This is a genomic window from Myxococcus sp. AB036A (assembly GCF_006547355.1).
In the GTDB taxonomy this organism is placed as follows: Bacteria; Myxococcota; Myxococcia; order Myxococcales; family Myxococcaceae; genus Myxococcus; species Myxococcus virescens.
The window spans coordinates 100,684-121,846 of record NZ_VHLC01000001.1 but is presented as its reverse complement, the minus strand read 5'-3'; the positions used below and the strand labels follow the sequence as shown (position 1 = coordinate 121,846).

Annotated in this window: 21 protein-coding genes; 8 read left to right on the top strand and 13 right to left on the bottom strand. The window is 69.4% G+C overall.

Annotated elements, in window-relative coordinates; translation table 11 throughout:
- Positions 1 to 96 precede the first annotated feature (96 nt).
- Together FL344_RS00510 and FL344_RS00505 are read left to right on the top strand one after the other, a co-directional pair.
- Positions 97 to 981 (top strand): methyltransferase domain-containing protein, encoded by an 885-nt coding sequence (locus FL344_RS00510; RefSeq protein ID WP_141617079.1) that lies wholly within the window; start codon positions 97 to 99, stop codon positions 979 to 981.
- Positions 982 to 1,102: 121 nt separating this feature from the next.
- The gene (locus tag FL344_RS00505) at positions 1,103 to 1,825 is read left to right on the top strand and encodes a YebC/PmpR family DNA-binding transcriptional regulator (protein ID WP_090495668.1); all 723 of its coding nucleotides are present in this window, start codon (positions 1,103 to 1,105) and stop codon (positions 1,823 to 1,825) included.
- 135 nt (positions 1,826 to 1,960) lie between these two features.
- On the opposite strand, the gene msrA is transcribed toward FL344_RS00505, so the two are convergent.
- A complete protein-coding gene (gene msrA, locus FL344_RS00500; protein ID WP_141588934.1) occupies positions 1,961 to 2,617 on the bottom strand; it encodes a peptide-methionine (S)-S-oxide reductase MsrA in 657 nt (218 codons plus the stop codon).
- Between the two features lie 95 nt (positions 2,618 to 2,712).
- Positions 2,713 to 4,758 carry an ATP-binding protein gene (locus tag FL344_RS00495; RefSeq protein WP_228557694.1) on the bottom strand — a complete coding sequence of 682 codons (2,046 nt, stop codon included), beginning with the start codon at positions 4,756 to 4,758 and terminating at the stop codon, positions 2,713 to 2,715.
- A 232-nt stretch (positions 4,759 to 4,990) separates the two neighbouring features.
- Between FL344_RS00495 and FL344_RS00490 the strand changes: the two genes are divergently transcribed.
- Together FL344_RS00490 and FL344_RS00485 are read left to right on the top strand one after the other, a co-directional pair.
- Complete coding sequence (locus FL344_RS00490) at positions 4,991 to 5,953, top strand: ornithine cyclodeaminase family protein (protein ID WP_141617078.1); 963 nt, start codon at positions 4,991 to 4,993, stop codon at positions 5,951 to 5,953.
- Positions 5,950 to 7,338, top strand: coding sequence for an MFS transporter (locus FL344_RS00485; protein ID WP_228564643.1), 1,389 nt, complete (start codon positions 5,950 to 5,952; stop codon positions 7,336 to 7,338). Before FL344_RS00490 ends, FL344_RS00485 begins: the two co-directional genes overlap by 4 nt.
- A gap of 4 nt (positions 7,339 to 7,342) precedes the next feature.
- Here FL344_RS00485 and FL344_RS00480 read toward each other — a convergent pair whose 3' ends face one another.
- A complete protein-coding gene (locus tag FL344_RS00480; RefSeq protein WP_141617077.1) occupies positions 7,343 to 7,585 on the bottom strand; it encodes a DUF2171 domain-containing protein in 243 nt (80 codons plus the stop codon).
- Positions 7,586 to 7,828: 243 nt separating this feature from the next.
- Here FL344_RS00480 and FL344_RS00475 point away from each other — a divergent pair, with 243 nt between their 5' ends.
- The gene (locus FL344_RS00475) at positions 7,829 to 8,122 is read left to right on the top strand and encodes a YgaP-like transmembrane domain (protein ID WP_228564642.1); all 294 of its coding nucleotides are present in this window, start codon (positions 7,829 to 7,831) and stop codon (positions 8,120 to 8,122) included.
- 31 nt (positions 8,123 to 8,153) lie between these two features.
- Here FL344_RS00475 and FL344_RS00470 read toward each other — a convergent pair whose 3' ends face one another.
- On the bottom strand, positions 8,154 to 9,074 hold the full coding sequence (locus tag FL344_RS00470) for an NmrA/HSCARG family protein (protein ID WP_141588943.1): 921 nt from the start codon (positions 9,072 to 9,074) through the stop codon (positions 8,154 to 8,156).
- 181 nt (positions 9,075 to 9,255) lie between these two features.
- Here FL344_RS00470 and FL344_RS00465 point away from each other — a divergent pair, with 181 nt between their 5' ends.
- Entirely contained in the window at positions 9,256 to 9,870 is a 615-nt protein-coding gene (locus FL344_RS00465) for a hypothetical protein (protein WP_026114088.1), read from the top strand.
- Here the strand turns inward: FL344_RS00465 and FL344_RS00460 are convergent.
- The 9 genes from FL344_RS00460 to FL344_RS00420 form a co-directional block, all read right to left on the bottom strand.
- Complete coding sequence (locus tag FL344_RS00460; RefSeq protein WP_228564641.1) at positions 9,863 to 10,264, bottom strand: DUF2203 domain-containing protein; 402 nt, start codon at positions 10,262 to 10,264, stop codon at positions 9,863 to 9,865. The genes FL344_RS00465 and FL344_RS00460 overlap by 8 nt on opposite strands.
- A gap of 293 nt (positions 10,265 to 10,557) precedes the next feature.
- A complete protein-coding gene (locus FL344_RS00455) occupies positions 10,558 to 11,325 on the bottom strand; it encodes a hypothetical protein (RefSeq protein WP_228564640.1) in 768 nt (255 codons plus the stop codon).
- Positions 11,326 to 11,774: 449 nt separating this feature from the next.
- The gene (locus FL344_RS00450) at positions 11,775 to 12,716 is read right to left on the bottom strand and encodes a hypothetical protein (protein WP_141617074.1); all 942 of its coding nucleotides are present in this window, start codon (positions 12,714 to 12,716) and stop codon (positions 11,775 to 11,777) included.
- 115 nt (positions 12,717 to 12,831) lie between these two features.
- Complete coding sequence (locus FL344_RS00445; RefSeq protein ID WP_090495675.1) at positions 12,832 to 13,326, bottom strand: endonuclease V; 495 nt, start codon at positions 13,324 to 13,326, stop codon at positions 12,832 to 12,834.
- A gap of 17 nt (positions 13,327 to 13,343) precedes the next feature.
- Positions 13,344 to 14,645 (bottom strand): DUF1444 family protein, encoded by a 1,302-nt coding sequence (locus tag FL344_RS00440; RefSeq protein WP_228564639.1) that lies wholly within the window; start codon positions 14,643 to 14,645, stop codon positions 13,344 to 13,346.
- A gap of 76 nt (positions 14,646 to 14,721) precedes the next feature.
- A complete protein-coding gene (locus FL344_RS00435; protein WP_141617072.1) occupies positions 14,722 to 15,441 on the bottom strand; it encodes a c-type cytochrome in 720 nt (239 codons plus the stop codon).
- Positions 15,438 to 16,691, bottom strand: a complete 1,254-nt coding sequence (locus FL344_RS00430; RefSeq protein WP_141617071.1) for a YncE family protein — start codon at positions 16,689 to 16,691, stop codon at positions 15,438 to 15,440. The genes FL344_RS00435 and FL344_RS00430 overlap by 4 nt, the downstream gene beginning before the upstream one ends.
- On the bottom strand, positions 16,688 to 17,296 hold the full coding sequence (locus FL344_RS00425) for a hypothetical protein (RefSeq protein ID WP_228564638.1): 609 nt from the start codon (positions 17,294 to 17,296) through the stop codon (positions 16,688 to 16,690). The genes FL344_RS00430 and FL344_RS00425 overlap by 4 nt, the downstream gene beginning before the upstream one ends.
- Before the next feature lie 7 nt (positions 17,297 to 17,303).
- Positions 17,304 to 18,638 carry a sialidase family protein gene (locus FL344_RS00420; protein ID WP_141617069.1) on the bottom strand — a complete coding sequence of 445 codons (1,335 nt, stop codon included), beginning with the start codon at positions 18,636 to 18,638 and terminating at the stop codon, positions 17,304 to 17,306.
- 142 nt (positions 18,639 to 18,780) lie between these two features.
- Here FL344_RS00420 and FL344_RS00415 point away from each other — a divergent pair, with 142 nt between their 5' ends.
- Positions 18,781 to 19,821 carry an aldo/keto reductase gene (locus FL344_RS00415; RefSeq protein ID WP_026114086.1) on the top strand — a complete coding sequence of 347 codons (1,041 nt, stop codon included), beginning with the start codon at positions 18,781 to 18,783 and terminating at the stop codon, positions 19,819 to 19,821.
- 149 nt (positions 19,822 to 19,970) lie between these two features.
- Positions 19,971 to 21,152, top strand: a complete 1,182-nt coding sequence (locus FL344_RS00410; RefSeq protein ID WP_141588959.1) for a cyclic nucleotide-binding domain-containing protein — start codon at positions 19,971 to 19,973, stop codon at positions 21,150 to 21,152.
- Positions 21,153 to 21,163 lie beyond the last annotated feature (11 nt).

Below are 21,163 nucleotides of genomic sequence, written 5' to 3'. Positions count from 1 at the left end.
GGCACGGAGGGAAGGCGGGCTTCGGGCCGCATTGACGCATCCAGGGCCCTCTCCCAGAATCCCCACTCGTTTCGGGCGTTCGCCCGGGGGATCTCCGTGAACCTGCTGACCCGCGTGAAGAAGAGTGTCCGGCACCGCGCCGCCTACAAGGCGTCGGAGCCGTTGTCGAAGCTGCTCAGCCTGACGGGCTTCGGACGTTACGGCCCGGGTCCTCAGCTCAAGCAGCCCGAGCCCCTGCGCCAGGCCGGCATCCCCGTCGAGACCTACCGCTTCGATGTGGCGGAGCTTGAGCGCTTCTGGGACGGACTCCAGGCGCAGAACGCCGTGATTCGGCACTTCTGCGGCTTCCAACCGTATTGGGAGAAGCGGCCGCAGTACTACTTCACCTGGAAGCAGATTGAGCCGCTGGTGGCGCGCGAGGACGCCGTCTACGTGGACATCGCCTCCACCCCGAGCAGCCCGTACCTGGACGTGGTCCGGATGCTGGGGCGGACGCGGAACATCTACGCGCAGGACCTGGTCTTCCCGCCGGGCATCCACGGCCACCAGATTGGCGGCTCCGCGGCGGAGCTTCCGCTCGAGGACGGCTCCGTGGACGCGATGACGCTGCACTGCTCCTTCGAGCACTTCGAGGGGACCGCGGACACGGGCTTCATCCGGGAGGCGGGGCGCGTGCTCCGGCCCGGCGGCAAGGTCTGCATCGTCCCGCTGTACCTGGGCGAGTACGCCTTCACCATGTGTGACCCCGCATGGGGTTACGACATCCGCCGGGACGCGGAGGCCATCATCCACCTCTTCCCTCGCTGGGGAGAGCGGCACGGCCGCTTCTACGACGCCGTCACCCTGAAGGAGCGCGTCCTGGCGCCCGCGCATGCGGCGGGACTTCAGTCTCGCGTCTTCCACTTCGAGAACATCATGGACCTGCACCCGACCTGCTACACGCACTTCGGGCTCGTCCTGGAGAAGCCCGCGAAGGTGTGACGCGCGGGGCATTGGGGGGGGACAGGCCGGCGACCGTGCGGCCTGTCCTGGTCAACATCCGCGCTCCGGGGGGCGACAGGGAGTAGCCACGCGGAATGCGGCCGACCTATACATCCCTCCCATGGGACGCATTTTCGAGACACGCAAGGCCACGATGATGGCCCGCTGGAACAAGATGGCGAAGGTGTTCACGCGGATCAGCAAGGACATCGCCATCGCGGTGAAGGCGGGTGGGCCCAATCCCGATTCGAACTCCACGCTGCGCCGGGTGCTCCAGAACGCCCGCGCCGCGAACATGCCGAAGGACAAGGTCGACGCGGCCATCAAGCGCGCGAGCGGCCAGTCGGCGACCGACTACGAAATCGTTCTCTACGAAGGCTACGCGCCCCATGGCATCGCGCTGCTGGTGGAGACGGCGACGGACAACGTCGTGCGCACCGTGGCCAACGTGCGCATGCACTTCAACAAGCACAGCGGGAACCTGGGCACCACGGGCAGCGTGGCCTTCATGTTCCAGCGCATGGGCGTGTTCCGGTTGAACCCGGAGGGGTTGGACCTGGACTCGCTGGAGCTGGAGCTCATCGACCACGGCCTCCAGGAGATGGGTGAGGGCGTGGGAGAGAAGGGCGAGAAGCAGATCATCATCCGCTCCGCCTTCGCCGACTTCGGCCAGCTCCAGGCCGCCATCGAGGCCAAGGGCCTGGTGCCCGTCTCGGCGGACTCCGAATACGTGGCGCTGAATCCCATCGAGCTGCCCGAGGACAAGGCCACCGAGGTGCTGGAGCTCGTGGACGCGCTGGAGCAGGACGACGACGTCCAGCGCGTGTTCCACAACCTGGCATGAGGCAGGTGGCCGGGCCGGCCCTCGAATCAGGGCCGGTCCGCCGTGCTCTCAGGCGGGCGTCAGCCGAGCCTGGCGCGGAAGCCAGTCGAGGCTGGTGTGTTTGTCTTTGTTTGCGTCCAACGCAGGCGTCCGGCTTCAGGCGTTGACGCCCACGCCCACCGGGCAGCTCACGCCGGTGCCGCCCAGCCCGCAGTAACCGCCCGGGTTCTTCTCCAGGTACTGCTGGTGGTAGTCCTCGGCGAAATAGAAGGGCGGAGCGGGGAGCAGCTCGGTGGTGATGGCGTCGAAGCCCCGGGCCGCCAGCGCCTTCTGGTACGCGTCACGGCTCGCCACGGCGGCGCGCTGCTGGGCTTCGTTGGTGAAGTAGATGCCGGAGCGGTACTGCGTGCCCACGTCGTTGCCTTGGCGCATGCCCTGCGTCGGGTCATGGCTCTCCCAGAAGATGCGCAGGAGCTGCTCGAAGGACACCTTCTTCGGGTCGAAGACGACGCGGACGACCTCGTTGTGTCCGGTGAGACCGCTGCACACCTCGCGGTAGGTGGGGTTGGGCGTCAGGCCTCCGGCGTACCCCACCGCCGTGCTGTACACGCCAGGCGTCTGGTAGAACTTCCGCTCCGCACCCCAGAAACACCCCAGGCCAAAGTAGACCTCCTCCAGACCTTCCGGCACGGGGCCCTTGATGGGCGTACCCAGCACCTCGTGCTTCTCCGGGACGGGCATCACGTCCGAGCGGCCCGGCAGTGCTTCCTCCGGGGTCGGAATCCTCAGCTTCTTGGTCGGATTGAAGAACATGCCCCATGCATAGCGGCCTGGCGTGCGCGATTCACCCCCAGAAGGGGCAGGCGTGCGGGCAGCGGGTGGCAGGCCGTCCCGCCTGCCTCGCTGCTTCACGCGTCCCCGAGCGTCGTGAGGGTGCGGGGCCAATGGACGGTGAAGGTGGTGCCCTGGTCCCGGTTGGAGCGGACCTCCACGTGCCCCCCGTGCGCGCCGACAATCTGGCTGACGATGTAGAGGCCCAGGCCCAGGCTGCGTTTCTTCCTCGCGACGTCCTGCGGTGGCGCGGTTGCGGGCATGTTCTTGAACGGGTCGAACAGGCGCGGCATCAGCTCGGCCGCAATCGGCTCGCCGGTGTTGTGGACCGTCAGCACCACCTCATCCGCCTCTCCGCGCACCGTGACACACACCGGTCTGTCTTCCTGGCCATGCTGGATGGCGTTGGCCACCAGGTTGCCCAGCACTTGTGACACGCGGTCCGGGTCCCAGTTCCCTCGGGTGTCTCCGCTCGCCTCGAACACCAGCGAGCGCTCCGGGGCGCTGACCCGGAGCTCCTCCAGCGTCGCCTGGCATACCTCCGCGAAGTCCATGGGCTGGCGGGCCACGGGAAGCCCCCCGCCCAGGCGGGTGCGGGCGAAGTCGAGGATGTCCGTAATCATGCGCCCCATGCGCGCGGTGGCCTTGCGGATGCGGTCCACGGCGCGACGCTCGGGTGGAGTCAGGTCCTCGGACCGCGTCAACTGGAAGGCCGAGGCGTTGATGGCGTTGAGCGGGTTGCGCAGGTCGTGTCCCAACACCGCCATGAGTTGTTCCCGGAAGTCCACCGCCCGCTGGAGCACGGCCTCGGCCCGCTTGTGGTGGGAGACATCCACCACCGTGCAGCTCAAGCCCAGCACCCCTTGGTCGGGCGTGCGAATTGGGTGGAAGCTGGCCTGGAAGGTCCGGGCATCTCCAGGGATGGTGAACTCGACGGCGTCCACGGGTTCACCTGTCTCAATCGTGCGGCGGAACATGGGCTCGAACGTGCCCACGGCCGTCACGGGGGCCATCTCCCGGAAGCGGCGGCCCAGGTGGGCTTCCGGCGAGTGGCCATCGATGTCCGCCAGGGCCTGGTTGATGCGCACGAAGCGCAACTCCCGGTCCAACTGGGCGATGCCCAGAGGTGTGGAGGCCAGCAGCGCGTCCAGTTGCGCCAGCGAGCGCTGGGCGTCCGCGTGGGCCTGGCGCTCGCGCGCCCGGAGCCGGGCCTGCACCAGGTGCGCGGTGGCTCGCTGCGCCATGGTCCGGAACAAGAGGGCGTCTGGCTCGGAGAAGACGAAGGCGGTGCGCGAGCACATGTACGCCATGCCCAGGAGCTGGTCGCCATCCAGCAGGGGCACGCCGTACACGGCGCGCAGCCCTTCCTGCTTCAACGTGGGCAGCGCCACGCGAGGGTCCGTGGACGCTGAGCGCAGCGTCAGGGGCTGACGCTGGCGGAGCACCTCGCCCACGAATCCTTCCTCCCGCCCCAGCGACAGGCCGAGCGCCTCGTCCGCGCCCAGGCCCACCGCGGCGCGCACCACCAGCGCGTCGCCTTCCACCAGCACGAACGCCGCCGAGTCGACCGAGAGCGCGGACTCCACCAGGACGGTGAGCAGCCGCGAGGGGAGGCTGGCCATGGAGGGGCTGTCCAGCGTGGCCTGCGTCATCCGGTCCAGGGCCTGGAGGATGCGCTGCCGCCCCTGGGAGAAGGACGTCACCGTCCGGGTGACAATCCGGTCCAGCGCGTCCTCCATCCGCTCCAGCTCGCCCGGCGCGGGGTAGGCCGCTTCGGCTTCCATCCTGTGGAGGATGCACTTGCGCAGGAGCGCGTACTCGGACGCCACCTGGCCCAGGTCGAAGCCGGCGTCCAGCCGGGACATCGCGTGCTCGTCCGGCACCGTGGTGAGGATTTCGTCCGGGCCGTGGTCGATGAGGTCCGCGACCATGTTGAGCAACTGGGGCATGTGGTCCAGCAGCCACGAAGGCTGCGCCGCGTGTCCCACGTGAAACGCTCGCATGGCCCGCTGCCAGTCCTCCAGCACCTCCTCCTGGTGGGCGCGCAGGAACTCCGCCGTCTTGAGCGTCCGAGCCCCGGAGGCCTCCTTGTCACCCGCTGTGCGTGACTCTGTCTCCAGCATCACCGGCCTCCCGAGGCCCTGGGGCCGCCCACCCCGCCGTTCACTTCCATTCTGGGGATGATGGCGCCTGCGTGCCTCGTCCCACCGTCGCTGGAGGCGGGCCCGGTGGACGCCACCCCGGGCGGCACGGCGGCGCACTGTCCGCTCGGACGTCCAACTTCGGGCGCTTGCCACCGTGTCCGTGTGCTGGGGAGCTGTGGGCCCGCACGGGCTCGGTTAGGGTGTCTGCAAGATGCGCACGCTCCTGCTGACCCGCTCCGACGTCTCCCGCAACCTGCAGGCTCCTCTCCTGCTGGAGGACATGCGAGACGCCTTCCGCACCGACGCCCTGGCACGCACCGTGGCACCGCAGCGCGCTCGGGCCCCTCTCCATGCCGAGGGCACCGCCCTGGTGCTGTTCCCTGGCAGCCTGCCCTCCATCCCCGCCTACTCCGTGAAGGTGCACGCGAAGTTCCCCGGCCAGTCGCCGGCGATTCGAGGCGTGCTGCATCTGCACGACGTCGCTACCGGCGAGATGATGGCGGTGATGGACGCCGGCCACCTGACGGCGGTGCGCACGGGCGTGGTGGGCGCGCTGTCGGCGGACGTGCTGGCGCGGCCGGACGCGGGCCGGGTGGCGCTCATCGGCGCGGGCCGGCAGGCGGTGCTGCAGCTCAAGTCGTTGCGGCTGGTGCGCTCGCTGACGCACGTACGGGTGTTCGACACGGCGCCGGAGCGCTCGCTCGCCTTCGCCACGCGCATGTACCAGGAGTTGAACCTGCCGGTGCGGATGGCGGAGTCCATGGAGGAGGCCGTCTCCGACGCGGACATCATCGTGACGGCGACGTGGAGCCGTCACCCCTTCCTGCACCCCGGCATGGTGCGGCCGGGCACGCACATCATCGCGCTGGGCGCGGACGAGCCGGGCAAGGCCGAGCTGTCCGCGGAGCTGCTTCGTCAGTCCCGGTTCGTCGTCGACCACCGGGGCCTGTCGGTGTCCACCGGCGCCGCGGGCGCGGTGGGGCTGGGTGAGGACGCCATCCACGCGGAGCTGGGCGAGGTGCTGGCCGGACTGAAGTCCGGGCGCACGTCCGAGGAGGACGTCACCGTCTTCGCGGCGGTGGGACTGCCCTTCCAGGACCTGGCGGCGGCCTGGCACGTCTACCAGTCGGCCCAGGGCGATGACGCCGTGAGCGGGGTGGACTTCGACGCATGAGGCACAGGGTGCGGGGGCTCCTGTCGCGCATCGGCCTGACGCGGCCCGCGCTGCGCGCTTGGGCGATGTACGACTGGGCGAACTCGGCCTTCATCACCACCGTCGTCACGGTGGTGTTCCCGCTCTACTACGCCTCCGTGGCGGCGGAGGGACTTCCGCGCGAGGTGGCCACCAGCCGCTTCGCCACCGCCACCGCGGTGGCGCTGAGCGTGGTGGCGGTGTTGTCACCGGTCCTGGGCGCGCTGAGCGACCGGGCCGGACGCATCAAGCACATGCTGGGCATCTTCGCGGGTCTGGGCATCGTGTCCACGCTGGCGCTGGCCACGGTGGGCCCGGGTGACTGGGAATGGGGCCTGCTGCTCTTCGGTCTGGGCAACGTGGGCGTGACGGGCAGCATCGTGTTCGCGGACGCGCTCTTGCGGCACATCGCCCGGGATGACGAACTGGACCGTGTGTCCACCGCGGGCTACGCGCTGGGCTACCTGGGCGGCGGCCTGCTGCTGGCCGCGCAACTGGTGCTGCTGATGAAGCCCCAGTGGTTCGGATTGGCGGACGCAGGGGCCGCCTCGCGCGTGGCCTTCGCCTCCGTGGCGGTGTGGTGGGCCATTTTCTCGGTGCCCCTCTTCCGGTGCATCCCCGAGCCGAAACCGGACGTGTCCATCCAACGCCCCCCGCTGTCCCTGCGCGGCATCTTCACGCAGTTGGCGGGCACGCTGGGCGGGCTGCGCCAGCACCGTCAGGCCTTCCTGTTGCTGGTGGCCTATCTGCTCTACAGCGACGGCATCGGCACCATCATCCGCTTGTCCACGCTGTACGGGACGGAGCTGGGCATTGGCCGGGGCGCGCTGATTGGTGCGTTGCTGCTGACGCAGGTGGTGGGCGTGCCGTGCGCGGTGTTGTTCGGCCGGGCCGCGGGGCGGGTGGGGGTGAAGCGCGCGCTGATGTTCGCCCTGTCGGTGTACATGGGGGTGACGTTCCTGGGCTACTTCATGCGCACGCCGGTGCACTTCTTCGCGCTCGCGTTGCTGGTGGGCATGGTGCAGGGCGGCAGTCAGGCCTTGAGCCGTTCGCTCTTCGCGCAGATGGTGCCCCGGGACAGGGCGGCGGAGTTCTTCGGCCTCTTCAGCGTCTTCGAGAAGGTCACCGCGGTGGCGGGCCCGCTGGTGTTCGCGGCCACGGTGGAGCTGACGGGCTCCAGCCGGCAGGCGGTGCTGTCCCTGCTCTTCTTCTTCGTGTCGGGCGCGGCGGTGCTGTCCCGGGTGGACGTGGCCGCGGGGCGACGCGCGGCCCGCGAGGCGGAGGCGCGTGCCGGATGGCGCGGTGACGGTGCACCGGAGGCCACCGCTGCCCCGGAGGGCGCGCCGGACGCGAGCCGCGGCGTCTGAGCCGTCAGTGCTTCGTGGGCGGGACTTCCCGGGGCGCGGAGAAGAGGCTGTCCCGCCCGTGGTTGAGCACGACTTCTCCGCCCACGACTTCACGCACGTCCGCCAGGGCCACCGCGAAGTCCTGCCGGCGGATGAGGCCCTTCTCCACGATGAGCTCATCCCCCTTCATCTCGATGATGCGTCCGAGAACGTGCCCGTCGTTGCCGCGCACCTTCATCCCCTTGTGGATTTCCGAACGACTGAACATGGTTGCCTCCCCCAGGGCGGTCCGTGGAGCCCCGTGCGCGAAAGCTGGCTTTCACCCCGCAAGCCGGCAGCGGACAGGCGGGGCGCCGCACCGATGAAGCCCGCGTGAGATGCACGGCGAGCAGGCGCCCGGTCAGGGCGCCTGTGGGGGGCTGCCTGGCTGCCCGGCGTTCCACCCGTGCGGGGCTTTGGCCCGGGTGGCCGCCCGCCAGGACGTGGCCATCTTCGCCCCTGGGAGGTGCACATGGTCGTTGGTTTCTTGGCGTCGCGGCCGGGGCGGTGGCTCCGCATCGTGACGGGCGCTGGGATGGTGGTGGGCGGACTGGCGACAGGGACGTCGCGAGGCGCGGCGGTGGCGCTCGTGGGCCTGGGGCCCCTGGTGGCCGCGGCCCTGGACTGGGTGCCCACGGCGGCGCTCTTCGGTCTGCCCATGGACGGCCCGACGCTGCGGCGCGAACTGGGTGTGTCCGACGAGGCGTCGCTGTTGGAAGGCTTCCCCCGCACGTCCATGCGGGACGTCTCGCCGACGCTTCACTGAAGGACAGCCCGCCGCGCCGGGCCTTGGGGGCTCATGGGGATACGGGCTCCGCGGCGGCATGGGGCCACGCGGGAGAAGTCAGCGCGCTCCAGTCCTGTCCGCGCGCCCAGTCCTCGAAGGTGTGCCAGCGGACCTCCGGGAAGCGGTGCCGCAGCGTGAGGATGTCCGCCTGGTAGCCCTTGCGGTCCAGCCACTCGTACATGGCGGCCAGGTCCTCGCTGCGCTCGCGGATGTAGTCCAGGGGAAGCTGCTCGTAGTGGATGCGGTGGCCGCTCACCATGGACAGCAGCCCGGCGGCCTGCTGGCCCGTCACCTCGTCGGAGGCCACCTCGATGCGTTGTTCCTCGAAGCGCTCCGGCTCCTCCATGACGCGGACGGAGAAGGCCGCGAGGTCCTCCAGGGCCACCATCTGCAGGCCACGCGTGGGCGACAGGCCCATGGCGAGCACGCCCGCCTTCAGCCCCTCTTCGAACATGCCGCTGGTGAAGTTCTCCATGAAGAAGGTGGGCCCGAGGATGGTGTAGGGCAGGCCGCTGCCGCGCACGTGCATCTCGATGCGGTGCTTGCTGTCGAAGTGGGGGATGCCCGTCAGGCGGTCCGCTCCGGCCACCGACGAGTAGACGTAGTGCTGTACGCGCGCGAGCCGGGCCGCGTCCGCCAGGTTCTTCCCGTGGCGGACCTCCGCCTGCACGCCGCCCGGGCCAAAGGGCGTGGCGGTGGCGAACATGGTGTCCATGTCCTGGGCCGCCTGGGCGATGGAGTCCAGGTCGTCGTAGTCCCCGACGACCAGCTCGGCGCCGAGCGACTCGAGCTCGCGGGCGGTGGGGGAGTCCGGGTGGTGGATGAAGGCGGTGACGCGGTGGCCGCGCTGCAAGAGCTTCCGTGCGACGGCACCCCCCTGCTGGCCAGTGGCGCCGGTAACGAGCACGGAGCGTGAGAAACCCATGGGCATGTGTGCACCTCGTGACGTCAGATGTCCGGAAGTTGGGGATGACGGACGCCGCTGGCGAGCACACCGTGGGCGCATCGAGCCTCACGGCCAGGGGTTGCCGGGCGGCTAGGCCAGCAGGCGACCTGGGGTGCCTGCTTGGGTGCGGCGCCGTCTCTTGGGAAATGCCATGGTCCCGCCCACGATGAGCAAGCGTGACAAGCTTCAGGACTCCGAGCTGGTGGTTGCCGCCCGGGCACTCGACGCGGAGTTGGCGCGCTTCGAGTCCCAGGCCGAGCAGCTCGAGAAGGCGCCACTTCAATCCGAGAAGCACCTGGAGCGCGCGTCGGCGATGCTGCAGGGGCTGGCAGACCTGGACGAGCAGCTCCGGGGGCGGGTGACGGCGCTGGTGGGGGCCATCTCGAAGGTGAGAGATCGGCAGCAGGCTCAAGCCGAGGCCATCCACCTGCGTGCGCAGGAGCTCCAGCGGCGCACCGAGGTCTTCAAGGACCTGCTCGTGCGCTACGGCGCCCTGGGACAGAACGCGGGCGAGCTGAACGTGCAGATGCAGCAGTTCGCGCAGCAGCGGCAGGCGGCGAAGACGCCGGAGGAGAACGCCGCGCTGGCGGGGACCTTCCAGGCGCTCCAGGAGCGGATGTCTCTGGTCGCGGACGAGGCCCATTCGCTGGCGCAGGCCGCGGAGGAACAGGCGTTCCTCGACGTGGCACGGCAGGCGGACTCACTGCGTCAGCAGTTGTTGTCGGCGCGGAACAAGATGTCGCTGTTGCAGAAGAGCTTCGGTGGCGGGGCGGCTAGCTGAGGTACGTGGGGGCGAAGTCGTCCGGGCTTTCGATGGGACGCCGTCCCGCGAAGCCGTCGAGCAGGGCGTGCCAGTGGGAGACGGCGGGGTCTCCGAAGCGCCAGCACAGGTAGACCTGCTCGCCGCCCCGGTTCGCGCGGAAGTCCACGAGGCCGTCCGCGCCCTTGATTTCGAGGCCCATCTCCTGGAGCTGGAGGAGCTCGCCGCGGATGCGCTCGAGGAGGGCGTCGCGCTCGTCGCGCAGGGAGGCCAGGCTCGGGTCGTTGGGGCTGGGCGCGGCGCCCAGCTCGTCCGCGAGCTGCTGGGCACGCTCCACCCATGGGCGGACCCGCTCGAAGGTGCGGTTCAACAGCGGCACCAGCCGATTGGCTTCTTCCACGCTGAAGTAACGCATTCCCCCGAGCATGCATCGATAGGGCATGCGCCCGCTACTGTCCCGGCGCGCGGGGGACGTCAGATATGCAGCCAATCCAAATCCCAGGGAAAACAGGTGTTAAGGGAAGTCACCTGCATGCCGCAGCAAGGCTGTCGCGGAGCCGCTGTCGCGCGAAATGGCGTCGGCGCTGCTGTGAGGTTCTTCCAATCCGAGGAGTAGGCAGGCTCGTAGGCGAGCCTGCCCCATCGTTTAGATAGATAGGCGCCGGAATGGCCGTGCCTCAGTTGATGTGAGGTGCCACGGAGGCATTGCTACCAGATGCAGGCGACCCCAGGGATGGGAGGGTACGAAGAGAGCACTCCGTCTGGAACCACTCCTCCCGCTGGTGCGGTCGTGACGGCTTTCCTCATGATCAGCGGATTGTCGCCCATGTGATAGCCGAGCGCATATGCAGTTGTGCTGGAGCGCTCTCGGAGGACTGTTCCGCACCACGGTTCGCTCGTCATGCCTGCCATTGAACCGAGCGGGATGGTCTTCACGTTGGTGCTCCCTCCGTAGTACGCGATGTCGGCAGGATCTGTGAGCGGGAACTTGGCGCCAGCAATCCAAAGATAGATTTGGCTCGTTGATCGCTCTCGGACCAAGATGGTGTTGGAGTAGTTGAGGAAGTAGATAGGGTCGCCCCAGTTGCTGTTCGGGATGACATGAATCGTCTTCCAGTCGTCCCAGTGGTCCAGTTCTTCGAGAGACGGAATCAGCCAATGCATTTGTCCCGCCATGACATAGGTCGCGGATGTGCCGTACTGGCGGAAGAGCGTGCCGTCTCGAGGAATCTGCGTATACGAGTCGATGGTGGACTGGTCGAGCGCCACAAGGGTGCCAGGGAACAGGCTGTGCTGCGCGGGAGGAATGAAGAACCTCGCACCCCCTGCCACCAGGTAGCGGTTCGCGGTGCCTATGCCCAAAAGGATGACGCCATCCGGTCCAGGGACATACTGTGCGAAGGCTTGGGTTCCGAGTAGGCTCAGGCTCAAGATGAGCCACTGCGGAAAGATTGAGAGGAAAGAGGCGATTCTCACGAGCGCTTCTCCGTGTGTGGGATATTGACGAATAGACAGAGTTGGCCGTGCCAGCGGGCAGAAAGGCTGGTGTTGGCTTGGTTGTTGGCCTTGTACGTTGGTGGTTTTGGATAGTCTAGTGTTGGATTGAGGGAGGGCTTTGGTTGGGTGGTTTTGTTGCCGTTTGGAGTGTGTGTGTTGTGGTTTTGTAAAGATCCCTGAAATTGGCGTTTGGGATTCGCCTTGCGAGAGATTTGGACTGTCGGGGCCGCGAGCGAGGGGGTGCCGCGCGCTACCGAATCCCCATGCCTCTCCCATTAACTGGACGGAACGGGCTGCTTGAGATGCCTGCGTGACGGCTGTTCCCCGCGCGGATGGCGGATGTCCTCATGGTCTACGGGGTGGACAGGACAGGTGGCTGAGTCTGTCCGTCGAGGAAGAGCGGCGCCTGGTCGGGCCGCCATGCTTTTTCAGCCGCGAAGCAGGGACGCGTGGTGGTCACTCAGCCAGCGCTGGGCCGAGTCCCGTAACGGAAACAAGGCTTCGCGCTCACGGAAGGCCGGCGTGTGGTTGGGTGCGCAGCGCCCTTCGTTGCTAGTGCCGTCGTCGAGGTCCGCGTGCAACATCGCGTGGAAGACGAGGTAGTCCACCACGAACGCGGGCACATGCGGCCGGTCCAGCGCTGGATGGATTCGAATCTCCCGCAGCCGCGCGTCATAGCCGCCCACGTGGATGCTGCGCCGCTTCGTGCCGGCCGGCTTGCGCGCCCACCCCACGTCCACCTGCACTTGGCCGTCGAACCAGTTCGCGTTGAGCCGGGCGAAGACGGCTCGCAGGTCGAAGCAACGGCCCCGCGTGCGCAGCGGCTTTCCTGGACGTCGCTCCCGACGGACCCGTTCGCTGTGCGCGTGCGCGTAGGACTCCAGCACCTCGCCCGCCTGTGCATCCGTCCGGCCCGCATACGCCGCCATGGCTTGCACCACCGCGTCCGGTGCTCCCAGGAAGAGGTGATGCACGCGCAGCCGCAGGCCTTCTTTTCCCCGACGGAAGCTCACCAGCGTGGCTCGGTTGTCCGTGAGCCGCAGATGGACCGGCACGCCGAGAATCGAAGACAACCGCCTCGCCAGGTGCGCCGCCAGCGGAAGTGCCTCCTCCCGCGCAGGGATTCGGCTTTCCAACTCGGTGTCCGCGCCCTGAACCGCCGCGAATGGAAGTGCTTCCTCAGTCGCAGAGAGCCGGCTTTCCGGGGCGGTACGCGCCGCGCGCTGATCCTTCGCCAGCGAGAGCGCTTCCTCACTCGCTGTAAGCCGGCTCTGCACTCCGGTGCCCACGCGCAGCTCCGTCTCCACGTCCGCGCGCTCGGGCGCCGCCGTGTCGAACAAGCCCAGTTGTGAGGTCGGGTGCGAGGCCATCCGCCGTCAAAGGTAAGCCTCCCGGCGCGAGGATTCCAGGAGGATGGTCGCTCCCCGGGCGGAGAGGCGACAGTCGCTGTTCGGAAATGTCGGGGGTTTGGCTTCGCCGCTCCGCTCAGGACATGCGGCAGAGCCGGTCCACCCGGTTCAACATCGTGGGCGTGCGAGATGCCCCATGCATTCGCCGGATGTGCTCCGCCGCTGTGGCCGCGTCCATACCCGCCGCTCCGACGAACAGCGGCCGCAGGCTCTTCCCCCTCAGCACGGGCACCGAGGGCCCCGTGGTGACGTAGGCCGTCTTCGCCACGCCGATGACGGGCACCTCCCGGTTGAGCGCTTCGTACAGGTGCGCCCCCAGCCCCGGCCGGTCCTCGCCGAGCCACACATAGCCATCCACGATGATGGCCTCCAGTGGCACCTCCACCCGCGCCAGCACCCGGAGCAGGTGTGGCAACTCGCGGCGGTAGAACTGCCCGGGCTCGTAAGGCGCGGCGGCGGGCCCATGCTCCACCAGGTGCGAGGCTTCGTTCGCATCCGCCCAATTTCGGAACAGCACGCACGCGGCCACGGTGAGTTCGGGGCGGTAGTCCACGTCCACGCAAGCGAGCATCGTGCCGTCCTCCTGTCTCAGGGCGCCTGGAAGTTCTCGAAGGTGACCTGCGCGGCGCGAAGTTGCTTCACCATCTCCGGGGATGGCTGCTCCGTGGTGCGGTAGCGCGGCGGCCACAGCTCCGGCACCGGCGTGAGACAACGGCCCGCGATGCGCTGCACCTCCCGCCACGGCACGGTGAAGAACTCATCACCTTCCGCCGCGGGGCGCACGGCGACCATGTCCGCCTCCGGCAGCAGGGCGTCCACGTCGTGCGACCAGACACACCAGGAGATGGGGAACTCGTCCCGCTTGCGCGCCGTCGCGCTGTAGCTGGCGACGAACAGGTCCACCTCCTGTTCCGCATGGAGCGCGTCGAGCTCCTCCTTCTGGGCGCTGTACTCCGCCAGCGCCAGGCGGACGTGGGCCAGCCGCACCCGGTTCGCCAGCACGTCCTGACCGGGGTGCACGTAGGGCACCACGCGTCCTGCGTCGTCCACCGTGTACAGGGCGGGCGTCAGGCATCGGGACGCGGCCGCGTACTCCCGCTCTGCGCTCTCGGTCAGCCGTGCCACCAGCTCCGGACGCGCGTCGCCACCGATGAGCAGGGTGGAGCGCTCCGGGAGGATGGCGATGGGCCGGCCCTCCACGCGACTGGCGAAGGACGCGAGGAACCCCGGGCGCAGCAGCCGGGACGTCTCATAGGTATCGCGCGTCTCCACCGTCCACAGCGGGCCGTGCTCCTCGTCGTAGAGCTCCACGCCTTCGTCCGGGAGCCGGGCCAGGTTCGCGTGGGCCGCCGTGAAGGCTTCGTCCTCGGTGACGCCCCAGGTCTCCAGGTGCCGGCGCTGGACGAACATGGCGGACTCCGGCAGGTCCAGCACCAGCAGCTCGCGCAGGAAGGGCAGTGTCCGCCGCCCCACCATCTCCCGGTCCAACTCCGCCGGCTTCTGCAGCGACATGCCGAAGGTGGATGCGCGCAGCACGGGCAGGAGCAGCTCGCGGGCCTGCTCCCAGTGGAGCGAATCCGGCGACTCCTGCCACAGCGCGCGCAGGTAGCGCTGGATGAGCTGGACGCGTTGCTCGGGCGGCAGCTCGCGCGTGTCCGCGAAGAGGTTGTCCAGGAAGAAGGTGCAGTCACTTCCGGCGCGGGTGATGTCCAGGCCGTAGTCCTGCGTGCGCCGCTCCACCTTCTCCACCGCCGGGTCGGCGCGCAGCAGGGCCTCCACCTGCCGCATCAGCGCTTCGCGCGGCTCCACCGCCCAGGCCTTGGAGGAGCCGGGAGGAACCTCGCCGGCCGCTGGTGTCTTCCTCCCGAAAAGCCTGCCCCAGAACCCCATTCTCGCTCCCACGTGTGTGTCCGCGGCGAGGTTATGTCCGGTGGCCCGTGGGCTCCACCGGAACACGCAGGTCCCGTCACAAAGCCAGGAATGCCAGCAATGCGCCCAAGTCCTCGTCAGACAGGGACTCCAGGCTGTAGAGCGGCATGTTGCCCCCGACACCGAAGAACTGGCCGTGCCTCACCTTCTCGATGACGACCAGTGACTTGGGCACGCCGGGGAACAGCGCGTCGTAGTCGTTCGTCACCTCCGGCAGAATCGACGCCAGCTCGGTCAGCCGGCCCGCGCCGGTGTGGGGCTCGCCGTGGCAGCTCTGGCAGGCCTCTACGTAGACCTGCTGTCCGCGCGTCACGTCACCGCGCGTGACTTCGACGATGTCCTTCACCACCGTGAAGGGACGGGCCGGCGCGGACGGGCTCGGGCTGATGCTCACCAGGTATTCGTACAGCGCCCGGCTCTGCGGCGAGTCCTTCGGCAGCGGCGTCACACCCCGCATGAAGTTGACGTAGCAGAAGTTCACCGCGTCCAGCAGGCGCGTCTCGAAGCCGCCCCACCAGCTCTCCCGGAACGCCGAGTCATACAGCGTGTAGCCGGAGTCCATCCGCCCCGCTGGCGCGGTGGGCGTCGTCGCGTGGCAGGTCGCGCACGAGAAGCTGTTGAAGCCGCTCTCCGACAGCCGCGAGTCGTTGAACAGCACCTCGCCGTACTCCGCCGCCGGCACGCGGCCGTCGCCGCTGTCGTCGCAGCCGGTCAGCGCCAGGGCCAGCGCCACCACACCCCAGGCCGCGCGCTTCATGGCTGCCCCCGCAGGATGCTCACCGAGTCCGGGAAGATGCCCACCTCCACCGTGCCCACCACCGTGCCTTCCGTCAGGTCCACCGCGTGCAACGTGCCCGGCCCCACGTGGTCGCCTTCGCAGACGACCAGGCCGATGCGCTCGTCGGGCGTCAGCGTGACTTGATGCACGTTGAGACAGCCGGCGTCCGCCAGCTGCACCTCGCGCAGCACGGTGCCCGTCTCCGGGTCGATGACGGCCAGCGCGTCCACCAACTGGTAGGGCATGTACAGCGTGCGCCCGTCCGCGGTGAACGCGCCGAACATCGGCGGCCCGCGCAGCGGCACGGCGCGCTCGGGCATCATGGCGCGCGTCTGGGGATTGAGCACGTGCACCTGCCGGCTGGCCATGGAGCTGACCCAGACCTCGCCCGTGGTGGGGGACTGCGTCAGCGCGTAGGGCTGGTGCCGGGGTGCCACCGCACTGCCCGAGCCCGCTGCCACCACCTTTACCCGCGTCACCGGCGTGTTCGCCTCCGCGAGGTCGACGATGGCCACCTCGTCCGACCAGCAGGCGATGTAGGCCGTGCGCTCGTCGGTGGACAGGCGCACCGCGTGCGGCGCGGGGCACACCTCCACCATGGCCTTCCGAGTCATGGTCCGCGCGTCGATGATGGCCAGGTTCGCGTTCATGTCCGACTCGGGGCGGCCCTGGCGCGCCATCTCGGCAATCTTCAGCGTGTCGAAGTGCGTCTGGTACAGCGTGCTCCCATCCGCGCTGATGATGACGTCGCCGGGATTGGGGTTCACACGCACCGAGCCCACGATCCGGTTGTCGCGCGCGTCCAGCTTCAGGCAGTAGCCGTCATCCGCGCCCGTGCCGTGGGCACCATGCGGCCCCGAGCCACCCCCTGGCACGTAGTTGGAGATGCCGACGTAATAGAAGTCCCCCGCGGGCGACACGGCGGTGTGGTGCGGTCCCTCCAGCTCCACCGGGTTGAGCCCCACCGGCACGCGCGCCAGTTCGCGGAAGTCCGGCGTGCCCACGGTGGCCAGCTCCACCAGGCTGAGGGTGTCATCCAGGCTGTTGGTGACCAGGATGCGTCCGCCGGGGCCCGGCGGTGGAATGAACGTTCCTTCCCGCCAGGGCTCCTCGTGCGCGTAGTCCAGCCCGTCCGGTGGCGTCACGCCCACCACCCGCGCCGAGTTCTCATCACAGCCGGCCATCAGCAGCGCCAGCGCGGGCATCCACCACGGTGTCCGGTGGCTCATCGCGAATCCTCCACGCGGATGGTGCGTGGTGACTCCAGGCGATACGGACCTTCACGCAGCCGGTTCTGGACCAGGTAGGCGCTGGTCACCTGGACGCGGAGCTCCTGACCCGAGGCGGCACGGAGCGTGTCCCAGGTCGCCGCGTCGAGCTGCCACTCCATGTTCGACGTCAGCAGCTCCACCGGACACCGCCGCCCGGGCACGGTGACCTGCACCCAGTAGAAGTCGCCGGTGACGGGCGGCAGATGTGCCTGGGCGGACGGCAGCAGCAGGTTGCCCAGCAGCGCCAGCATGGAGTGGGGCGTCTCGCGCGATGGAGGCCGGGAGGCCAGCGGAGACGTCCAACGCCACGTGGGCGGCGCCGCGTCCATCGCATAGGTCTGGCCCGGGGCGGGGGACTCCAGCGTCACCGCCTGAGAGCTGTCGGTGGGCCGGCCTTGCGCGTCGACGAAGGTGCGCCACGCCTCGTCGGTGGCCTCGCCGCCGTAGAGGGGTTCGCCGCACGCTTCGTCCCGTGGCGCGTCCTCGCCGTCGCAGGCGGTGCCCAGCACCAGCAGCACGGCCGCGCAGGGGGCCCACAGCCGCTTTCGAATCGGGAGTGTCATCAGCAGCCTATCGATGTGGACGCCGTGGGCCACGGCGCCTCGGGAGGAGGGAGGACAGCAGCAACAGCAGGGGCAGGGCGGGGCCCGCAGCGGCGGCGCAGCCACCGGACTTCGGTTCGGGTGGGCGCTGCTCGGGCGGCTGTTGCCCCGCGTCGGGCGTGCCCGCGTCCGGGGGCCCCGCATCCGGCGGCGGCGGCTCCTCCACACCACCATCCGGGTAGAGCGGAGCGCCCAGTTGCTCCGCGAGCTGCGGCCAGCGGGCCGGGCAGAGGTCCCGCACGGGGGTTCCGCGTGGGCACAGCTGCGTGCCCTGGATTTCGTACAGCGCGAAGATGTGCTCCCACGTGCGCCCCTGGTCCGTGCTGCGCGCCAGAGCCCAGTCGTGCAGCCAGGTGGAGCCGCAGCCGTAGAGCGTCTCGCCGTCGCGCAGCACGCACGCGTTGCCGGTGGGCAGGGGCTGCTTCTCCAGCGGGCCGGTGCTCGAGCCCATGAAGAAGTAGTTGAGGGTGCCCACCCAGGCGGTGCCGCCGTCGGAGGACAGGTCCATGTTGATGAACGTGTCATCCAACACGGTCACCTGCGTCAGCGTGCGGCCCCCGTCATCGCTGCGCAGCAGGTGCGTGTAGCCCTGCGCGGAGACGCGCACCCACACCACGTCCACGGCGACGGGGTCCACCGCCACCACGGTCAGCGCGTAGGGTCGCAGCAGCTCCGGGAGCGCATGGGGGAACTCCTGCCAGGTGTCGCCCGCGTCGTCGCTCCGCAGCACCACCATCTGGTTGTTGGAGACGCCCGACACGTAGAGGCGGCGGGGGTCCACCGGGGACACGCGGACCGCGTTCAGCTCCAGCCCCGTGCGCAGCAGCGGCGAGGCGGTCCACGTCTCTCCGCCGTCGTCGGAGCGGTACAGGCCGTTGGCGAGGCCGGGCCGTCCGGTGACGGCATGGAAGACGCGGTCATCGGTGGGGTGGGCCGCCAGCCCCGTCACCCAGGTCGACTTGAAGAAGGGATGCGTGCGCCAGGAGCAGCCCTCATCCGGAGAGTGCAGCAGGGCGCTGCCGGTGGCGGCGAGGATGTCGCCGGTTTCCCGCCACAGGTAGGCCTCCGGGCGCCATCCGCCATACCCCATGGCATCCGGACACACCCAACGCCAGGTCTTGCCGCTGTCGCGGGAGATGACCGCGCCGAACGTCGTCCCGGAGAAGAAGTCCTGGGGGTGGCCTCGGCGGAGGGTGACGTTGGACGTCTCCGGGAGGCCGGCGTGGGCATGCGCCGCCGTTCCAGGCAGCACGGCCAGGAGGGACGCGACGGTGCTCCAGGCAACCGTGATGCGCGACTTCATGCCAATGGACTCCGGGAGAACGTGCCGGTCCCCACGTTAACGTTCGCCCCGCCGGAGCATAGCGGGGGGAATTGCTGCCCGGGTCGCGCATTCCGATTGAGCGCCTGGGGCTCGCCCGTTACCAGGAGGCCCCTCTATGGGAATGGAATATCGGCAGCTCGGCGGCTCTGGCTTCAAGGTCCCGGTGTTGACGCTCGGGACGGGAACCTTTGGAGGCCAGGGGGACTTCTTCAAGGTGTGGGGCAGCAGCGGGGTCGAGGAGGCCACGCGTCTGGTGGACATCAGCCTGGAGGCGGGGCTGAACATGTTCGACAGCGCGGACAACTACTCGCGCGGCCTGGCGGAGGAGATTCTCGGCAAGGCCATCTCCGGCCGCCGGGAGAAGGTCATCCTCTCCACGAAGGGCACCTTCCGCTCGGGTGAGGGGCCGAACGACGTGGGCTCCTCGCGCTTCCACATCACCCGCGCGGTGGAGGCCAGCCTGAAGCGGCTGGGCACCGACTACATCGACCTCTACCAACTGCACGCCTTCGACGCGCTCACGCCCGTCGAGGAGGCGCTGCGGGCGCTCGACGACCTCGTGCGCGCCGGGAAGATTCGCTACATCGGCGCGTCGAACTTCTCCGGCTGGCACCTGATGAAGTCGCTCGCCACCTCGGAGAAGTACGGCCTCGCGCGGCACGTGGCGCACCAGGCCTACTACTCGCTGGTGAGCCGGGAGTTCGAGTGGGAGCTGATGCCCCTCGCCCTGGACCAGAAGGTGGGCACCGTCGTGTGGAGCCCGCTCGGCTGGGCGCGGCTGACGGGGAAGATTCGCCGGGGACAGCCCCGGCCCGAGGGCTCCCGCATGCAGTCCTCGCTCAACGCCCAGGGGGCGCCGCCTCTCTCCGAGGAGTACCTCTTCCGCGTGGTGGACGCGCTCGATGCCGTCGCCGCGGAGACGGGGAAGACGGTGCCCCAGGTCGCCATCAACTGGCTGCTCCAGCGCCCCTCCGTGTCCACCATCGTCATCGGCGCGCGCAACGAGGAGCAGCTCCGGCAGAACCTGGGCGCGGTGGGGTGGAACCTCACCCCTGACCAGGTGGCCCGGCTCGACGCGGCCAGCGCGGTGACGCCCACCTACCCGTACTGGCACCAACTCGGCTTCGCCGAGCGCAACCCGTTCCCGACGAAGGTGGACTGAACGCGGCCCTGGGCGGCGTCTTCCATGTGGAAGACGCCTGCCTCGCGAGGACGCTCGCCTCCCTTCATGGGGTCTGCTACGCACGGCGCCAATCCGGCACGTGGAGAGCCCAGGGGGTGGGCCCAGGGGTGCTTGGGGGAGTTCACGGCATGGCGCGTTCCACGGTGGAGCCGGGGCACGGTGACGAGCTGCCCGCCAGCACGGGCACGCGGCCCTTCTGGGAGGCGGTGGCGCAGGGGACGGTGGATGTGGCCGTCCGCATCTACGAGGCCCTGGCGGCGTCGCAGCGGGACGTCGTGCTGGAGGAGTCCTCGCGTGCGTCCGCGTTCGCTCGCGCCACGCTGGTGTCGGTGCTGCGGCGGGCGCGTGACTTCGCTGGCGCCGCGCGGGTGCTGGAGGTGGATGGCGCCGCGGCCGACGTCGCGCAGCTCCATGAGCAGGCGGGCGCGCTGCTCCTGGCCGCGGAGGCGTGGCTGCGCGCGGGTGAACCGGCCCGGGCGGCGGCGGCCTTCGAGCGCGGCGGCGCGCTGGAGCGGGCGCTGTCGCTGTACGAGTCGTTGCAGGCGCGCGAGGCCATGGCCCGCTGTCTCACCCGGCTGCGCCGTCCCATGGAGGCCGCCGCGGTGTACCGCGAGCTGGGCAACCCGCACGCGGAGCTGGAGTCCCTGCGTGCCGTGTCTCCGGACATCGCGGTGGCGCGGCGTGAGGCGGTGCTGCGGATGAGCGCGCTGCTGGACGCGCAAGGGGAGTCGTGGCAGGCGCTGGTGCTGCTGGCGGATGCGCTCCAGGAGCCGGAGCTTCGGGGTGACATCGCGCTCCAGGCGGAGCACACGCGGCTGCTGCGTCACCTGAACCTGAATGGCGGTCCGTCGGTGGAGCCCGCCCGCGCGCCGCCACCGCCGCCGCCGGACGGCTACGAATACCTCAAGGCCATTCCCCTCTTCGGCGAGTTGTCCCTGGTGGACATGAAGGACCTCTACCAGTTGGCGCGGCCGGTGCAGTTCGCGCAGGGGGCCACGGTGTTGGAGAAGGGCGCGCCCGGCTCGGGACTGCTGGTGTTGCTGGAGGGGACGGTGGACGTGCTCGCCGGTCCGGAGCCCGGCGCCCGGTTGCTCAACACGCTGGGGCCTGGAGCCTTCATCGGCGAAGTCTCCCTCATCCTGGACGGAGACACGTCCGCGCAGGTGCGCGCGCGCACGGACGTGCGGGCCCTGCGGGTGACGCGCGTGGACTTCCAGCACTACCTGGACACGCACGCGGCGGCCGCGCTGCGCATCCTCCGCCTCTTCACGGAAAAGCTCGCGGAGCGCGTGCGCGCGCTCAGCGCGTAGCAGGGGAGGCG

Coding starts and splice junctions, on each gene's coding strand:
- FL344_RS00505 (WP_090495668.1), top strand. CDS start 1,103: ATGGGACGCATTTTCGAGACACGCAAGGCCACGATGATGGCCCGCTGG.
- msrA (WP_141588934.1), bottom strand. CDS start 2,617: ATGTTCTTCAATCCGACCAAGAAGCTGAGGATTCCGACCCCGGAGGAA.
- FL344_RS00495 (WP_228557694.1), bottom strand. CDS start 4,758: ATGCTGGAGACAGAGTCACGCACAGCGGGTGACAAGGAGGCCTCCGGG.
- FL344_RS00490 (WP_141617078.1), top strand. CDS start 4,991: ATGCGCACGCTCCTGCTGACCCGCTCCGACGTCTCCCGCAACCTGCAG.
- FL344_RS00485 (WP_228564643.1), top strand. CDS start 5,950: ATGAGGCACAGGGTGCGGGGGCTCCTGTCGCGCATCGGCCTGACGCGG.
- FL344_RS00480 (WP_141617077.1), bottom strand. CDS start 7,585: ATGTTCAGTCGTTCGGAAATCCACAAGGGGATGAAGGTGCGCGGCAAC.
- FL344_RS00475 (WP_228564642.1), top strand. CDS start 7,829: ATGGTCGTTGGTTTCTTGGCGTCGCGGCCGGGGCGGTGGCTCCGCATC.
- FL344_RS00470 (WP_141588943.1), bottom strand. CDS start 9,074: ATGCCCATGGGTTTCTCACGCTCCGTGCTCGTTACCGGCGCCACTGGC.
- FL344_RS00465 (WP_026114088.1), top strand. CDS start 9,256: ATGAGCAAGCGTGACAAGCTTCAGGACTCCGAGCTGGTGGTTGCCGCC.
- FL344_RS00460 (WP_228564641.1), bottom strand. CDS start 10,264: ATGCGTTACTTCAGCGTGGAAGAAGCCAATCGGCTGGTGCCGCTGTTG.
- FL344_RS00450 (WP_141617074.1), bottom strand. CDS start 12,716: ATGGCCTCGCACCCGACCTCACAACTGGGCTTGTTCGACACGGCGGCG.
- FL344_RS00445 (WP_090495675.1), bottom strand. CDS start 13,326: ATGCTCGCTTGCGTGGACGTGGACTACCGCCCCGAACTCACCGTGGCC.
- FL344_RS00440 (WP_228564639.1), bottom strand. CDS start 14,645: ATGGGGTTCTGGGGCAGGCTTTTCGGGAGGAAGACACCAGCGGCCGGC.
- FL344_RS00435 (WP_141617072.1), bottom strand. CDS start 15,441: ATGAAGCGCGCGGCCTGGGGTGTGGTGGCGCTGGCCCTGGCGCTGACC.
- FL344_RS00430 (WP_141617071.1), bottom strand. CDS start 16,691: ATGAGCCACCGGACACCGTGGTGGATGCCCGCGCTGGCGCTGCTGATG.
- FL344_RS00425 (WP_228564638.1), bottom strand. CDS start 17,296: ATGACACTCCCGATTCGAAAGCGGCTGTGGGCCCCCTGCGCGGCCGTG.
- FL344_RS00420 (WP_141617069.1), bottom strand. CDS start 18,638: ATGAAGTCGCGCATCACGGTTGCCTGGAGCACCGTCGCGTCCCTCCTG.
- FL344_RS00415 (WP_026114086.1), top strand. CDS start 18,781: ATGGAATATCGGCAGCTCGGCGGCTCTGGCTTCAAGGTCCCGGTGTTG.
- FL344_RS00410 (WP_141588959.1), top strand. CDS start 19,971: ATGGCGCGTTCCACGGTGGAGCCGGGGCACGGTGACGAGCTGCCCGCC.